General features: G+C 72.9%; 12 protein-coding genes. 4 read left to right on the top strand and 8 right to left on the bottom strand.

From position 1 onward, the window contains the following. Positions 1 to 94 precede the first annotated feature (94 nt). Together rpsD and J4G33_RS01455 are read right to left on the bottom strand one after the other, a co-directional pair. On the bottom strand, positions 95 to 721 hold the full coding sequence (rpsD, locus tag J4G33_RS01450; RefSeq protein ID WP_208054115.1) for a 30S ribosomal protein S4: 627 nt from the start codon (positions 719 to 721) through the stop codon (positions 95 to 97). Positions 722 to 851: 130 nt separating this feature from the next. After that, positions 852 to 2,219 (bottom strand): replication-associated recombination protein A, encoded by a 1,368-nt coding sequence (locus J4G33_RS01455; RefSeq protein WP_208054116.1) that lies wholly within the window; start codon positions 2,217 to 2,219, stop codon positions 852 to 854. A 73-nt stretch (positions 2,220 to 2,292) separates the two neighbouring features. On the opposite strand from J4G33_RS01455, the gene J4G33_RS01460 reads away from it, so the two are divergent. Beyond that, on the top strand, positions 2,293 to 4,527 hold the full coding sequence (locus J4G33_RS01460) for an MMPL family transporter (protein ID WP_307793648.1): 2,235 nt from the start codon (positions 2,293 to 2,295) through the stop codon (positions 4,525 to 4,527). A gap of 68 nt (positions 4,528 to 4,595) precedes the next feature. On the opposite strand, the gene J4G33_RS01465 is transcribed toward J4G33_RS01460, so the two are convergent. Beyond that, complete coding sequence (locus tag J4G33_RS01465) at positions 4,596 to 5,309, bottom strand: GNAT family N-acetyltransferase (RefSeq protein ID WP_208054118.1); 714 nt, start codon at positions 5,307 to 5,309, stop codon at positions 4,596 to 4,598. A gap of 128 nt (positions 5,310 to 5,437) precedes the next feature. Beyond that, positions 5,438 to 7,207 (bottom strand): aspartate--tRNA ligase, encoded by a 1,770-nt coding sequence (gene aspS / locus J4G33_RS01470; protein WP_208054119.1) that lies wholly within the window; start codon positions 7,205 to 7,207, stop codon positions 5,438 to 5,440. Positions 7,208 to 7,390: 183 nt separating this feature from the next. Between aspS and J4G33_RS01475 the strand changes: the two genes are divergently transcribed. Next, complete coding sequence (locus J4G33_RS01475; RefSeq protein WP_208054120.1) at positions 7,391 to 7,855, top strand: PPOX class F420-dependent oxidoreductase; 465 nt, start codon at positions 7,391 to 7,393, stop codon at positions 7,853 to 7,855. 45 nt (positions 7,856 to 7,900) lie between these two features. Here J4G33_RS01475 and J4G33_RS01480 read toward each other — a convergent pair whose 3' ends face one another. The 3 genes from J4G33_RS01480 to J4G33_RS01490 all read right to left on the bottom strand — a co-directional run bounded on the left by J4G33_RS01480 (position 7,901) and on the right by J4G33_RS01490 (position 11,126). Next, positions 7,901 to 8,932 carry an Rv2578c family radical SAM protein gene (locus J4G33_RS01480; RefSeq protein WP_208054121.1) on the bottom strand — a complete coding sequence of 344 codons (1,032 nt, stop codon included), beginning with the start codon at positions 8,930 to 8,932 and terminating at the stop codon, positions 7,901 to 7,903. Between the two features lie 84 nt (positions 8,933 to 9,016). Then, a complete protein-coding gene (gene hisS / locus J4G33_RS01485; protein WP_208054122.1) occupies positions 9,017 to 10,411 on the bottom strand; it encodes a histidine--tRNA ligase in 1,395 nt (464 codons plus the stop codon). A gap of 19 nt (positions 10,412 to 10,430) precedes the next feature. After that, positions 10,431 to 11,126, bottom strand: a complete 696-nt coding sequence (locus J4G33_RS01490; RefSeq protein WP_208054123.1) for an MBL fold metallo-hydrolase — start codon at positions 11,124 to 11,126, stop codon at positions 10,431 to 10,433. A 175-nt stretch (positions 11,127 to 11,301) separates the two neighbouring features. Between J4G33_RS01490 and J4G33_RS01495 the strand changes: the two genes are divergently transcribed. Further along, on the top strand, positions 11,302 to 12,027 hold the full coding sequence (locus J4G33_RS01495) for a peptidylprolyl isomerase (RefSeq protein WP_208054124.1): 726 nt from the start codon (positions 11,302 to 11,304) through the stop codon (positions 12,025 to 12,027). Further along, positions 12,024 to 13,613, top strand: coding sequence for a DUF349 domain-containing protein (locus tag J4G33_RS01500; protein WP_208054125.1), 1,590 nt, complete (start codon positions 12,024 to 12,026; stop codon positions 13,611 to 13,613). Before J4G33_RS01495 ends, J4G33_RS01500 begins: the two co-directional genes overlap by 4 nt. Here the strand turns inward: J4G33_RS01500 and J4G33_RS01505 are convergent, their stop codons facing one another. Then, the gene (locus tag J4G33_RS01505; protein ID WP_208054126.1) at positions 13,614 to 15,932 is read right to left on the bottom strand and encodes a RelA/SpoT family protein; all 2,319 of its coding nucleotides are present in this window, start codon (positions 15,930 to 15,932) and stop codon (positions 13,614 to 13,616) included. Positions 15,933 to 15,963 lie beyond the last annotated feature (31 nt).

Raw genomic sequence — 15,963 nt, forward strand, 5'->3', positions numbered from 1 at the left:
CCGTGAGCAGTGCGACCGGGGAACGACGACGCCCCGCACCAGGCTGCAGCCGTGGGGCGGGGCGTCGGTCAGGCGTGCGGCGAACCGCGGAGGATCAGCGCGAGTAGTACTCGACGACGAGCTGGACCTCGCAGGTCACGGGGACCTCGGCGCGCTTGGGGCGGCGCGTGAGGACCGCGCTGAGCTTCTCGAGCTGGACGTCGAGGTAGCCCGGGACGGCCGGGAGCACGTCGCGGTGAGCCCCGGCGGCGGAGACGCGGAACTGGTCGCTCGTCTGGCTGCGCGGCTTGACCTGCAGGGTCTGACCCGGCTGGACCTTGAAGGACGGGCGGTCGACGATCTTGCCGTCGACGAGGATGTGGCGGTGCACCACGACCTGACGCGCCTGGAGGATCGTGCGGGCGAAGCCCGAGCGGAGCACCAGGGCGTCGAGGCGGGTCTCGAGGTTCTCGACGAGCGCCTCACCGGTCAGGCCGGGGGTCTTGCGGGCGTCCTCGAAGGCGCGAGCCATCTGCTTCTCGCGGAGGCCGTACTGGGCGCGCAGCCGCTGCTTCTCACGCAGACGCACCGCGTAGTCCGACTCGGTGCGGCGACGGGCACGGCCGTGCTCGCCGGGCGGGTAGGGACGCTTCTCGAAGTGCTTGACAGCCTTCGGGGTGAGCGCGAGGCCCAGGGCGCGGGAGAGACGCACCTGGCGGCGCGCGCGGGTGACCTTGGTCATGGAGATGCTTCCTGTCGTCGTCGTGGCACGACCCGCAGCGGCGTGGACCGGCGGGTGTGGGACCAACCTTCGTGGTGCGGCTGAGGTCCCCAGGTGGCTGCCCGCGTGCGGGCAACCCGTCGACCCTACCTCATGCCTCGCCCAGGATCTGTCGGATCCTGGCGAGCCGGGTGCTCACGTCACGCTCGTAGCCGCGGTCGCTCGGCTCGTAGTAGCGCGCACCGACCACCTCGTCCGGGGCGTACTGCTGCGGCGCGACGGCGTGCGGGGCGTCGTGGGCGTAGCGGTACCCGGCTCCGTGCCCCATCCGCTCGGCCCCTGCGTAGTGCGCGTCCCGCAGGTGCATCGGCACCACCCCCACGCGGCCGGCCCGCACGTCCGCGATCGCGGCGTCGACCGCCTTGTAGGCGGCGTTGGACTTGGGGGCGGTCGTGACGTGCACGACCGCCTCGGCGAGGATGATCCGCGCCTCGGGCATCCCGATCAGCGCCACGGCCTGGGCGGCGGCGACCGCCGTCTGCAGGGCCGAGGGGTCCGCCATCCCGACCTCCTCGGCCGCGGCGATCACCACGCGGCGGGCGATGAACCGCGGGTCCTCCCCCGCCACGACCATGCGGGCCAGGTAGTGCAGTGCGGCGTCGACGTCCGAGCCGCGCATCGACTTGATGAAGGCGCTGATGACGTCGTAGTGCTGGTCCCCCGCGCGGTCGTAGCGCACCGCGGCGACGTCGATGGCGCGTTCGATCGTCGGGAGGTCCACGACCGGGAGCTCTGTCGAGGTCTGCTCCTCGAGGGCTGCTCCGGCGGCCGCCTCGAGCACCGTCAGGGCCTTGCGCGCGTCGCCCCCCGCGAGCCTCAGCAGGTGCCCCTCGGCCTCCTCGTCGAGGCGGACGCTGCCTGCCAGGCCACGGTCGTCGGCGACCGCGCGGTGGACCAGGTGCCGCACGTCCTCGGTGGTGAGGGGCTGCAGGGTCAGCAGCAGCGAGCGGGACAGCAGCGGCGAGTTGACCGAGAAGCTCGGGTTCTCGGTGGTCGCGGCGACCAGGGTGACCCACCGGTTCTCGACGCTCGGCAGCAGCGCGTCCTGCTGGGTGGTCGAGAAGCGGTGCACCTCGTCGATGAACAGGACGGTCTCCCCACCCCGCGTCGCGAGGCGTCGCCGGGCCTCCTCGACCACGGCGCGCACGTCCTTGACCCCGGAGGTCACGCCCGAGAGCTCGACGAAACGTCGCCCCGAGGTCGCCGCGATGAGGTAGGCGAGCGTCGTCTTGCCCGTGCCGGGCGGCCCCCAGAGCACCACGGAGGACGGGGCCGCACGGCGCGAGCCCTCCTCGGCGGGCTCGACCAGGCGACGCAGCGGGGACCCCGGTCCCAGCAGGTGCTGCTGGCCGGCGACCTCGGCCAAGGTCTGCGGCCGCATCCGCACGGCCAGCGGCGCACCCTGCCCGATGCCCGGACGCCCGTCCCCGGTCGCGGTCGTGGCGTCGAACAGGTCCATGCCCGCAGCCTACGGCGCCCCTCCGACGGGACCGACATGCGGATCCGGGCCGCGACCTGGGATGCTTCTCCGCGTGTTCGACACCCTGGGCCGAGTGATCGCCCGCGCACCACGGCTCACCGTCCTCCTCTGGGCCGTGTTCGCGGTCGCCTGCTTCGCCCTCGCCGTGGTCGGGGTCGGTGGGCAGACCCTCTTCGAGCGGCTCTCGACCGGTGCTCCGTCGGTGCCCGGGGCCGAGAGCAGCGAGGCCGACGAGATCCTCTACGAGGGCTCCGAGTCCGGGGCGAGCCTGACGCTGGTCTTGGACGACGTCGACCCGTCCGCCGAGGACCTCCCCGCCGCCCTCGCCACGCAGCGTGACGGACTCGCCACGATCGACGGCGTCGCGTCGATCATCGATCCTTTCGTGCTGCCCGAGGGACCCGACGACCCCGCCGCGGCACCCCTGCTCGCCGCCGACGGCAACGGCTTCCTCGTGGTCGTCGAGCTCGAGGTCGACCTCGAGGAGCAGGCCGAGCGCGCGGCCCTCGACGAGCTGGAGGCGGCCCTCACGGCCCTGCCGAACGCCCTCGGGGACGCAGCCCCGGGGGCGAGCGGCCAGGTCGGTGGCACCTCGCTGATCGTCGACGAGATCACCCACCAGGTCGAGGAGGACCTCGCCACCGGCGAGGCCATCGCCCTGCCCATCGCGCTGCTGATCATGGTGATGGTGTTCGGCGGGTTCCTCGCGGCCTCGATGCCCATGGCCGGTGCGATCGCCTCGATCGCGGGCGGGCTCGGGGCGGTGTACGCGATGTCCCACTGGCTCGAGCTCGACGCCTCGACGGTCAACGTGGTGACGATCCTGGGGCTGGGCCTGTCGATCGACTACGGGCTCCTCATCGTCTCGAGGTTCCGTGAGGAGCTGCACGCCCTGGTCGACGAGGACGGCGGGGCCTCGGTGCGCCGACGTCGGGGAGACGGAGCGGTCGAGGCCGCGCTGCGGCGCACGATGCAGACGGCCGGGCGGACCGTGGCCTTCTCGGCCGTGACGGTCGCGATCTCGATCGCCGGCCTCATGGTCTTCGAGCCTGAGATCCTCCGGGCCTTCGGCGCGGCCGGGGTCGCCGTGATCCTCGTGGCTGTCGCGACCGCGCTCACCCTGGTGCCCGCCCTGCTCCAGCTCGCCGGACGCCGCCTGGTCCGCCCCGGGATGGTGGACCGGACCCCCGGCCTGCGCTGGGTGCTCCAGCGCACCGGGGACGTCGCCGCCGAGGAGGGCGTGTTCTCCCGGCTCGCGACCAGGGTGCAGCGCCGGCCGTGGTGGGTGCTCGGCGGGTGCCTCGCGCTGCTCGGCGTGCTCGCCATCCCCCTCGCCCACATCGAGCTCCGGAACTCGACCATCGAGCTGCTGCCAGCGGGCTCCGAGCAGCGCAGCTACGTCCAGGCGATCGCCGAGCAGTACCCGGCCTCGGCCCAGGCTCCCGTCACGGTCGTGGCCGAGGGGTCCCTCGAGGAGGTCGCGATCTGGTCGGCCGAGCTCGCCGAGCTCCCCGAGGTGGCGGGGGTCGACGTCCCCGCCCCCTTCGGCTCCTACGTGGTGGTCGGCGTGCGCCCGGACAGCGACGACCCCGGCGGTGAGGTCGCGCGCGACGTCGTGACGGCGGTCCGTGATCTCGACGCACCGTTCACCACGTGGGTGACCGGGCAGGCAGCCAACCAGATCGACTTCACCGAGGCCCTGGTGGACCGTGCTCCGTGGGCGCTGGCCGTCGTGGTGCTGGCCACCTTCGTCCTGCTCTTCCTGATGACCGGGTCTCTGGTGATCCCCGTCAAGGCCCTGCTCACCAACGCGATCTCGCTGAGCGCCTCCCTCGGCGTGCTGGTCTGGGTGTTCCAGGACGGCAACCTGTCCGGGCTGCTGAGGTTCACCTCCACCGGGGGGATCGAGACCTACGTGGTGGCCCTGGTCATCGCCTTCGGCTTCGGTCTCGCGATGGACTACGAGGTCTTCCTGCTCTCCCGGATCAAGGAGCTCTACGACCGAGGGGCCAGCAACGACGAGGCGGTGCGGCTCGGCCTGCAACGGTCGGGACGGATCATCACGGCAGCGGCCGTCATCATCATCGTGGTGTTCACCGGGTTCGTCTTCGGCGAGCTGCTGGTGATCAAGGAGGTCGGGTTCTCCTTGGCGGTCGCGGTGCTCATCGACGCGACGATCGTCCGGATGCTCCTGGTGCCGGCGACGATGACCCTGCTGGGCCGCTACAACTGGTGGGCACCCGCCCCGCTGCAGCGGTTCCAGCGCCGCTTCGCCATCAACCACTGACCCGGGGCTCCCGCACTCAGCGACCCACCCGGCACCGCGCCGGAGCGTCGACCGTCCCGCGGTGGCGTTCAGGCCGGCGGTCGGTCCGCCCCCGCAGGGCCGAACGAGGCGAACTCGGCGTCGACGGCAAAGCCCAGCCCCTCGTACACCCGGCGCGCAGCAGCGTTGTCGGCGTACATGCCGAGCGAGACCCAGTCGGCCTCGGGGGCGGCGCCGTCGTGCGCTGTCAGGGCTGAGCGGAGCACGGCAGCGGTCAGGGCACGCCCCCAGCCGGCGTTGCGGCTCTCGGGGCGGACGCTCAGGCCGCGCAGGTGCCACGAGCGGTCCGTCGCGTCGGGATCGCCGGGACGGTGGACGACGCTGAGGACCCCGAGGAGCCGCCCGTCGACCGCGTCCGGGGCGCGCACCCCCCACCAGGTGCCGAGGCCCGTCCCGGGGCTCGCGCTCGTGGTGGGGTTCGCGGCGTCGAGGCAGTCGCGGATCGCAGCGTCGTCCTCGGGTTCGAGCAGCTCGACCTCGCTCTCGCCGGGCACCACCGGGGGCGGGCTCGCGCAGGACAGCCAGTCCCAGGTGGAGAACGGACGCAGGCCGAGGTCGTCGAGCAGGGCAGGGGGGACGTCGACGGGGCGCGGCAGGCTCATCCACCCGGCCCTGCCCGTCTGGGCGGCCCACCGCGCGGCGAGCCCTACGGCCGCCGACGCGGTTCCCCGGCCCATCAGCACGGTCGCCTGCTCGCGCTCGAGGGTGACCAGCACCGCGGCCTGGTCGGGGGCGACCAGCACCCCCGACCAGGCCTGTCGTTCACCGAGCAGCAGACGGTCCCCCCGCCAGGCGAGAGGCAGCTGTTCGACCCGGCCCGTGACGCCGGGGTCCGGGTCCTCCCCCGCCGAGCAGGCGAGGTCGCGGGTCGTCAGCCCTCACCCCGGGGCTCGGGCTCGGCGTCCACGCCGGCCTCCTTGCGCTGCTCGGGGGTGATCGGCGCGGGGGCACCCGTCAGCGGGTCGAAGCCGCCCCCCGACTTGGGGAAGGCGATGACGTCGCGGATGGACTCCGAGCGCGTGAGCAGGGCGACGATCCGGTCCCAGCCGAAGGCGATCCCACCGTGAGGCGGGGCACCGAAGGCGAAGGCCTCGAGGAGGAAGCCGAACTTCTCCTGGGCCTCCTCCGCGCCGATGCCCATCACCTGGAAGACACGCTCCTGGACGTCGCGGCGGTGGATACGGATCGACCCGCCGCCGATCTCGTTCCCGTTGCAGACGATGTCGTAGGCGTAGGCCAGGGCCTCGCCGGGGCTCTCCTCGAACCGGTCGATCCACTCGGGGGTCGGCGACGTGAAGGCGTGGTGCACCGCCGTCCACGACCCGGTGCCCAGGGCGACGTCGTCGTCCTCACCGGTCGGCTTGAACAGGGGGGCGTCGACCACCCACACGAAGGCCCACTGGTCCTCGTCGATGAGACCGCCGCGGCGACCGACCTCGAGGCGGGCCGCGCCCAGCAGGGCCCGAGCCTCCGACGTCTTGCCTGCGGCGAAGAACACCGCGTCCCCGGGAGCGGCCCCGACGGCCGCGACCAGGCCGGCCCGCTCCTCCTCGGAGAGGTTCTTGGCGACGGGACCACCGAGCTCGCCGTCCTCACCGACCGTGACGTAGGCCAGGCCCTTCGCGCCACGCTGCTTGGCCCACTCCTGCCAGGCGTCGAAGCCACGGCGCGGGGTCGAGGCTCCCCCGGGCTGCACGACGGCGCCCACGTAGGGGGCCTGGAACACACGGAAGGGCGTGTCGCGGAAGTACTCGGTCAGCTCGACGAGCTCGAGGCCGAAGCGCAGGTCGGGCTTGTCGGTGCCGTACCGAGCCATGGCGTCGGCGAAGGTCATCCGCGGGATGGGCGTGGGGATCGTGTACCCGATGAGCTCCCACAGGCTGGTGAGGATCTCCTCGCCGACCGCGATGACGTCGTCCTGCTCGACGAAGCTCATCTCGACGTCGAGCTGGGTGAACTCGGGCTGCCGGTCCGCGCGGAAGTCCTCGTCGCGGTAGCAGCGGGCGATCTGGTAGTACCGCTCCATCCCGGCGACCATGAGGAGCTGCTTGAACAGCTGGGGCGACTGAGGCAGGGCGTACCAGGACCCGGGCGCGAGCCGGGCCGGGACGACGAAGTCGCGCGCGCCCTCGGGCGTGGACCGCGTGAGGGTGGGGGTCTCGATCTCGACGAAGTCCTGCGCGTCGAGCACACGGCGGGCTGCGGCGTTCACCTTGGCGCGCAGACGCATCGCCGCCGCCGGCGCCGGGCGACGCAGGTCGAGGTAGCGGTGCTGCAGACGCGCCTCCTCGCCCACGTGCTCGTCGAGGGCCGAGGAGACCTGGAACGGCAGGGGCGCGGACTCGTTGAGCACCACGACGTCGGCCGCGGTCACCTCGACCTGGCCGGTCGCGAGGTTCGGGTTCTCGTTGCCCTCGGGGCGACGCCCCACCTCACCGGTGACCTGCAGGACGTACTCGTTGCGCAGCCCGTGAGCGACCTCCTCGTCCCGGATCACCACCTGGGCCACTCCCGAGGCGTCACGCAGGTCGATGAAGGCCACTCCTCCGTGATCGCGCCGGCGGTCGACCCAGCCCGTGAGGGTGACGGTCTGGCCGATGTGCTCGGCTCGCAACGAGCCGGCGGTGTGGGTGCGGAGCACGAAGGGTCCTTTCGGGGCGTCCTCGGGGAACGGCGGCGGTCAGCCGTCGCCGATCGAGTCTAGTGCCGCTCCCCCGCCGTCCTCGCGTCCGGGACACGGTCCGCAGGCCGCACCCGGACCGGCGGAGGAGGCGACCGCGTGGGAGCCTGGTCGCGGCCCTGGCAGCGAGCACCGGAGGAACCCATGGCACGCAAGGTCGCGACGTCCGACCGGATCGACCGCGAGGCACTGCTGGACTTCCTGCGTCCACGGCACCACGCCGTGCTGCTGACCCGACGCCGGTCGGGCGCCCCGCAGATGTCCCCGGTGACCTGCGGGCTCGACGACGCGGGACGGATCGTGGTCTCGACGTACCCCGAGCGCGCCAAGGTCCACAACCTGCGTCGCGACCCCACGGTCAGCCTGTGCGTGGTCTCCGAGGAATGGGACCCCTGGGTGCAGGTCGACGGCACCGCGGAGGTCCTGGACCTGCCCGAGTCGATCGAGCCCCTGGTCGAGTACTACCGGAACATCGCCGGGGAGCACCCCGACTGGGACGAGTACCGCGCCGCGATGACCGCGCAGGGCAAGTCGATCATCCGGGTGACGATCGACAGCTGGGGACCGGTCGCCACCGGGGGCTTCCCGGCCCGCCTCGTCGAGGACTGAGACCGCCACCGCTGCACCACAGGCTGGGGCCGGCACCCCGGCACGTCAGAACAGGGCCGGTTGCAGGTCGGGCGGGCTCGGGACCGTTCCCCCGCGCCAGTCTCGCGGCGCGGCGCCGTCCCCCTCGAAGGCCGTGCGGGCCAGACCGTGACGTCGAACCAGCGGGGCGACCCGCTCGGCGAGCCAGCGACGGTACTCGCGGGGCACGTAGGCCCCGTCTCCGTAGAGCCGCCGGTAGCGACCGACGAGAGCAGGGTGCTCACGGGCCAACCACTGCAGGTAGTAGGGCTTGACCGGGCCCCGCAGGTGCAGAGCCATCACCGACACCCCGGTGGCCCCCGCCGCCGCGATCGCGCTGAGCAGGGCCCCGAGGTGCTCGGTCGAGTCGGTGAGCCAGGGCAGGACGGGCGCGACGAGGACGTCGCAGGGCAGGCCGTGCTCCCGGATCGCACGGACCAGGTCCAGCCGCGCCTGCGGCAGGGGCGTCCCGGGTTCGACCGACTGCTGGAGCCCCGGGTCGAGGACCGCGAGGGAGACGGCGACGCTCACCGGCACCTGCTCGGCGGCCGCGCGCAGCACCGGGAGGTCGCGGCGCAGCAGCGGGCCCTTGGTCAGCACCGACAAGGGGGTGCCCGAGCCGGCGAGGGCATCGATGATCCCCGGCATGAGCCGGTACCGACCCTCAGCCCGCTGGTAGGGGTCGGTGTTGGTGCCGAGGGCCACGTGCTCGCGGCACCAGGACCTGCGTGCCAGCTCGGCGCGCAGCACCTCGACCACGTTGGTCTTGACGACGATCTGCGTCTCGAAGTCCCTCCCCGCGTCCAGGTCGAGGTACTCGTGGGTGGGTCGCGCGAAGCAGTAGGTGCACGCGTGCAGGCAGCCCCGCATCGGGTTCACGGTCCAGCCGAAGGGGACCTTCGAGGCGGCGTGCACCTTGTTGAGGGCCGAGCGAGCTGCGACCTCGTGGAAGGTCACCCCGTCGAACTCCGGGGTCCGCACGCTCCGGACGAGCCCTCGGAGCGCGAGGCCGGGCAGCGCCTGCTCGGGCGCCTCGGCCCGCTGACCGTCCCACCTCATGGCAGCAGTCGAACACGTGTTCGACTGCGGGTCAAGCGACCGGTCGGTGGCCGGACGTGGCCGACCGGCGGTGACGTCCCGCGGCTACGCGGCCCCCGGACCGCCCCCACCAGGGACGGCCCGGGGGTGCAGGTCCTGGGCCGGGGGCTGCCACGTCGTGGGGTCCGCCTCGGCCTGCTCCCCCGAGCGGATGTCCTTGACCTGGTGCGCCGCGGGCTCGTCCCCGGCAGAGGGGAACCAGACGAAGGGGATGCCACGGCGGTCGGCGTACCGGATCTGCTTGCCGAACTTGGCGGCGGTCGGCGCGACCTCGACAGGGATCCCTCGTCCGCGGAGCCCGGCTGCGACCTCGTCCGAGGCTGCCCGGCTCTCCTCGTCCACCACGGCGACGAGCACCGCCGACGGGACCGCACGCGTCGCCTCGACCAGCCCTGCCGAGAGCAGTCGCGAGACGAGCCGGGAGACCCCGATGGACAGCCCGACCCCGGGGTACGTCGTCGAACCGTCGGTCGCCAGGGCGTCGTAGCGCCCCCCCGAGCAGATCGATCCCAGCTGCTCGTGCCCCACGAGCACGGTCTCGTAGACCGAGCCCGTGTAGTAGTCGAGCCCACGCGCGATCTTCAGGTCGGCGACCACCGTCCCCGGCGCACGGCGCGACGCGGCGGAGATCAGCTGGTGGAGCTCGGTGAGGCCGAGGTCGAGCATCTCGTCCTGGATCTCGAGGCGCCGGGCGAGGTCGCGCACCCGGTCCACGACCGTGGCGTCGTCCCCGTGCACACCGGCGAGCTCGAGCATCGCTGCCGCCTGGTCGGGGCTCGCGCCGGCCTCGGCGGCGAGCAGCGCGGTGACCCCCTCGGGCCCGACCTTGTCGAGCTTGTCCACCGAGCGGAGCACCGCCTCGACGTCCTCCAGACCCAGCCCGCGGCTGAACCCCTCCATGACCTTGCGGTTGTTGACCAGGATGCGCACCGGCGGAACACCGATCTCGGCCAGCGCCGCAAAAGCCGCCGCGATCACCAGGGGCAGCTCGACCTCGAGGTGGTAGGGCAGCGTCGACTGCCCGACGACGTCGATGTCGGCCTGGGTGAACTCGCGGAACCGACCGTCCTGGGGGCGCTCGCCCCGCCAGACCTTCTGGATCTGGTAGCGACGGAAGGGGAAGGTCAGCCGGCCGGCGTTCTCGATGACGTAGCGCGCGAGCGGGACCGTGAGGTCGAAGTGCAGCCCGAGGCCGGCCGCGGCCTGCTCCGCGCCGCCGTCGGCCGTCCCCTCCTCCTGCAGGCGTCGGAGCACGTAGACCTCCTTGGAGGTCTCCCCCTTGCGCAGCAGCTGGTCGAGGGGCTCGACCGCACGGGTCTCGATGCCCGCGAAGCCGTGGAGCTCGAAGGTGCGACGCAGCACGTCCAGGACGTGCTGCTCGACGACGCGACCGGTGGGCAGCCACTCGGGGAATCCGGACAGGGGGGTGGGACGGGCCATGGGGCGTGATCCTTCCAGGTCACCGCGCGGTGCGCAGGTACGGGTTGCTCCGCAGCTCGGCGCCGATGCTGCTCGAAGGCCCGTGGCCGGGCAGGAGGACCGTCTCCTCGGGCAGGGTCGCCAGGTGCCCCAGGGTGCGCTCCATCGCGGCCCCGTCCCCTCCGGGCAGGTCGGTACGGCCGATGGTCCCGGCGAAGAGCACGTCCCCGGTCAGCGCTGTGCCGTCCTCGAGGACGTAGACCGTCGACCCCGCGGTGTGGCCAGGGGCGTGCAGCGCCGCGACGGCGAAGGGCGCCTCCCGGTCCCCCAGGTCGAGGTCCGCACGCGCGGCGCCCGCGCCTGCCTCGGCGCAGGTGAAGGGCTCGACCCGGCCGGCCGGGTCGTACTGCATGCCGGCCGACGCGGCGGTCTGCGCGAGCTGCCCACCGAGGGGGCCGAGGGCGCCGAAGGGGTCCGCGACCTGCGGCAGGTCGGCCTCGTGCAGGTGCAGGGCCACGCCGTAGGCCCCGCAGAGCTCCGCCGCGGACCAGGTGTGATCGACGTGCCCGTGGGTGACGAGCACCGCGACCGGGGTCCAGCCAGACTCGTCCACGACCTGACGGACCTCGTCGACGACCCCCGCGCCGGGGTCGACGACCAGGCAGCGGGCGGCGTCGTCGGCGACCACGTAGCAGTTGGTGCCGAGCAGCGGGGAGACGACGGTCCGGATCAGCACCCGGGCAGCCTAGCCGCCCCTCCACGAGGACCGAGACCAAGCCGTGACATGCCTGGCCACCCCCAGGTGGGGGTCGGGCCACGCCCTTGCCTAGACTGTGCGGGGCCTGGACGGTGCAGTCGCGTCCCCGGGCACTGCCGCACGTCCAGCGGCACCACGAGACGGGAGCGCCACGGTGGGGTCGAGCAAGCGCGAGCGTGAGTACGCGCGCAAGCGCCATGAGCGTTGGCTCGAGCACCAGGCTGCCGCCAGGGGCCGCCGTCGGCGCCTGCTCGTGATCGCGGCCTCCGTGGTCGGGGTGCTGGTGCTGGGAGGGGCCGTCGCCCTCGCCCTGCAGACCACGGGTGGCTCGGCGGAGGGAGACGGCGCGACGCCGAGCACGGCCCCCGACCCTGCCCTCGCCGAGGACCGTGCGTGGGAGGTCGACCTGACCACCTCCGCGGGAGACCTCACGCTCGAGCTCGACGGCGCAGCGGCACCCCAGGCCGTCGCCTCCTTCGTGACCCTCGCCCAGGCGGGCTACTTCGACGACACCACCTGCCACCGCCTGACCGTCGAGGGGATCTTCGTGCTGCAGTGCGGGGACCCGACCGCGACGGGGACGGGCGGGCCCGACTACACCTTCGGGCCCGTGGAGAACGCCCCGGCCGACGACGTCTACCCGGCCGGCACGGTCGCGATGGCGCGGCTGGGCAACGACGGATCGAGCATGGGTAGCCAGTTCTTCCTGGTCTACGCCGACTCGACGATCCTCTCGGACAGCGCCGGCGGCTACACCGTCTTCGGCGAGGTCACCGAGGGGATGGACGTGCTGCGCAGCGTTGCCGAGGCCGGCATCGCCGAGGGCAGCCAGCAGACCCCGGCCACCGAGGTCACCATCGAAGGAGTTGAGACGCAGTGAGCGACCACGAGCAGACCCCCCAGGACGAGACCGCCGACGCACCGGCCGTCGCCGCGACGCCCGAGGCGGACGTGCCCGAGGCCGCCACACCCGCGGACCCGGCCGCCACACCCGCCACACCCGCGGACCCGGCCGCCACGCCCGCGGACGCGGACGCTGCGCCGACCCCGACCCCGACCCCGACCCCGGCCCCGGCCCCGAGCCCACGCCCGGTCCCCCGGCCCGTGCCGCGACCGTCGGCCATCCGTCCGGCAGACCCCGCGACCCAGGCGACAGCGGCGGCGCCGACGCCTGCCGTGCCTGCGCCCCCCGCCCTGACCGAGGCGGAGAGCGCCGAGGCCGCCCGCTGGGGTCGGGTCGAGGACGACGGCACGGTCTGGGTCCGTGAGCCCTCCGGTGAGCGGTCGGTGGGCCAGTACCCGGGGGCCGACCAGGCCGACGCCCTCGCGTTCTACGTCCGCCGCTACGCCGACCTGCACGCCAAGGTGCTCCTGTTCGAGACCCGGCTCGCCGCGACCGACATCGCCGTCAAGGAGATCGACTCGACGCTGGCACACCTCGCCGAGGAGCTCCGGGAACCGGCCGCGGTCGGGGACCTCGAGGCGTTGCGCACGCGGCTCGAGAGCCTGCGAGGCGTCGCCACCGAGCGCCGCGCGGCGGCCGAGGCGGAGAGGGCCGCAGCCAAGCAGGCAGCCCTCGAGTCACGCACCGAGATCGTCGAGGCCGCCGAGAAGCTCGCCGCGACCGACCCGGACCGGATGCAGTGGCGCCCCGCCGGCGACCAGCTCCGCACCCTGCTCGACCAGTGGAAGGACGCCCAGCGTCACGGGCCGCGCCTGGACCGCGGTGCCGAGGACGCGCTGTGGAAGCGCTTCAGCCACGCACGGTCGACCTTCGACCGGGAGCGCCGCCGGTTCTTCGCCGACCTGGAGAAGCGCAACGCCACCGCCAAGGAGGAGAAGGCGCGCCTCGTGGCGGAGGCCGAGCGACTGGCCTCCAGCACGGACTGGGGCGCCACCTCGGGGGCGTACCGCGACCTGATGGCCCAGTGGAAGGCCGCGGGCCGGGCGAGCCGCAAGGACGACGACGCCCTGTGGGCACGCTTCCGCGCCGCGCAGGACACCTTCTTCCACGCGCGGGACGCCTCGCAGCGCGAGACGGACGCCGAGTTCGCCGCGAACCTCGAGGTCAAGCTCGGGCTCCTCACCGAGGCCGAGAAGCTCGTGCCCGTCACAGACCTCGGGGCCGCCAAGGCCGCGCTCCGCGACCTGCAGGACCGGTGGGAGGCCGCAGGGAAGGTGCCCCGCGGGGAGATCCAGCGGGTCGAGGGACGCCTCCGGGCGGTCGAGCAGGCGATCCGTGACGCCGACCAGGCGAAGTGGACCCGGACCAACCCCGAGACCCGGGCCCGGGCCGAGGGCGCTGCCGCTCAGCTCCAGGCCGCGATCGCCGGGCTCGAGGCCGATCTTGTCGCCGCCCAGGAGGCCGGGGACGCTCGCCGGATCTCCGAGGCCCAGGCCGCCCTGGACGCCCGCCGGTCGTGGCTCGAGCAGGTCGAGCGAGCCGCCCAGGACGCCCGCGGGTGATCAGGCGGGCTCGTGGGCCTCGGCCCGCGAGCCCGTGATCCGGTAGACGTCGAAGACGCCGTCCACCTTGCGGACCGCCGCGAGGACCGAGGTCAGGTGGTTGGGCTCGGCCATCTCGAAGACGAACTTCGAGATGGCCACCCGGTCCCTGGAGGTCGCGACCGAGGCCGACAGGATGTTGACGTGGTGGTCCGAGAGGACCCTCGTGACGTCCGACAGGAGCCTGCTGCGGTCGAGGGCCTCGACCTGGATCTGGACCAGGAAGAGCGTGTTCGCGCTCGTGGCCCACTCGACGTCCACCAGGCGCTCTGGCTGCGCCCGCAGCCCGTCGGCGTTGCCGCAGTCCGTCCGGTGCACGCTCACCCCGGCGCCACGGGTCACGAAGCCCATGATCTCGTCCCCCGGCACGGGGGTGCAGCACTTGGCCAGCTTGGCCCAGACGTCCGACACGCCCTTGACCACGACCCCGGCGTCCCCGCCCCGCGGCCGGCGCGTCTGCTGACCGGGGCGTGCGGTCTCGGCGACGTCCTCCTCGGTCCCCGACTCGCCGCCCATGGACTGCACGAGCCTCTGCACCACCGTCGAGGCCGTGGCCTGGCCCTCGCCGATCGCCGCGTAGAGCGACGAGACGTCCGCGTAGCGCATCTCGTTCGCGAGGGTGACCAGCGACTCGTGGGACAGCAGGCGCTGGATCGGCAGGTTCTGCTTGCGCATCGCCTTGGCGATGGCGTCCTTGCCGTGCTCGATCGCCTCCTCGCGACGCTCCTTGGAGAACCACTGACGGATCTTGTTGCGCGCCCGGGGGCTCTTGACGAAGGTCATCCAGTCCCGGCTGGGGCCGGCGGTCTCCGACTTCGAGGTCAGGACGTCGACCACGTCGCCGTTCTCGAGGGTCGAGTCGAGCGGCACGAGCCGCCCGTTGACCCTGGCGCCCATCGTGCGGTGGCCCACCTCGGTGTGCACCGCGTAGGCGAAGTCCACCGGGGTCGAGCCCGCCGGCAGGGCCATCACGTCGCCCTTGGGGGTGAAGACGAAGACCTCCGCCCCACGGATCTCGAAACGCAGGGACTCGAGGAACTCGTTGGGGTCAGCCGTCTCGCGCTGCCAGTCGACGAGCTGGCGCAGCCAGGCCATGTCCCCTGCGGCGTCGACCGGGCCGCCCGCCTGCTGCTTGGCGACCTCCTTGTACTTCCAGTGGGCAGCGACCCCGTACTCGGCCCGCCGGTGCATCTCATGGGTACGGATCTGGATCTCGACGGGCTTGCCGCCGGGCCCGATCACGGTGGTGTGCAAGGACTGGTACATGTTGAACTTCGGCATCGCGATGTAGTCCTTGAACCGGCCGGGCACCGGGTTCCATCGCGCGTGCAGGGCGCCGAGGGCCGCGTAGCAGTCCCGTACCGAGTCGACCAGGACGCGGACACCCACCAGGTCGTAGATGTCACCGAAGTCGCGTCCCCGGACGATCATCTTCTGGTAGATCGAGTAGTAGTGCTTGGGCCGGCCGGTCACCGTGCAGCGGATCTTCGCGCTGCGCAGGTCGGCGTTGACCTGCTCACGCACCACCGAGAGGTACTCGTCCCGGGCCGGGGCGCGCTCGGCCACGAGGTGCACGATCTCCTCGTAGACCTTGGGGTACAGGGCCGCGAAGGACAGGTCCTCGAGCTCCCACTTGATGGTGTTCATGCCGAGACGGTGCGCGAGGGGGGCGTAGATCTCGAGGGTCTCGCGGGCCTTGCGCTGGGCCGAGGCGGCCGGCACGAAGCGCCAGGTGCGCGCGTTGTGCAGCCGGTCGGCGAGCTTGATCACCAGCACGCGGATGTCCCGTGACATCGCGACGACCATCTTGCGCACGGTCTCGGCCTGGGCGGCGTCCCCGTAGACCACCTTGTCGAGCTTGGTCACACCGTCGACCAGCATCGCGACCTCGGGACCGTAGTCCGCGGTGAGGTCGTGCAGGGAGTAGGACGTGTCCTCGACGGTGTCGTGCAGCAGCGCTGCGGCGAGGGTCGGCGGGGTCATCCCGAGGTCGGCGAGGATCGTCGCCACCGCGACGGGGTGCGTGATGTACGGGTCCCCGCTCTTGCGCACCTGGCCCCGGTGCGCCTTCTCAGCCGTCTCGTAGGCACGCTCGAGGACCGACAGGTCGGCCTTCGGGTGGTTGGCGCGCACCGCGAGCATGAGCGGTTCGAGGGCAGGGGAGCCTGCCGGGCTCCGTGCCCCGAAGCGTGCGAGGCGCGAACGCACCCTGCTCCCCGTGACCGCGGGCTCGGCGGGGCTGCCGGGCGCAGGCGGCGGCGTGGTGCCCTTCTCAGCCATGGAGTACCTCCTGCCGCGCGACGATGCGTAG

The sequence above is a fragment of the Actinotalea soli genome (assembly GCF_017565425.1).
GTDB classification, from domain to species: Bacteria; Actinomycetota; Actinomycetes; order Actinomycetales; family Cellulomonadaceae; genus Actinotalea; species Actinotalea soli.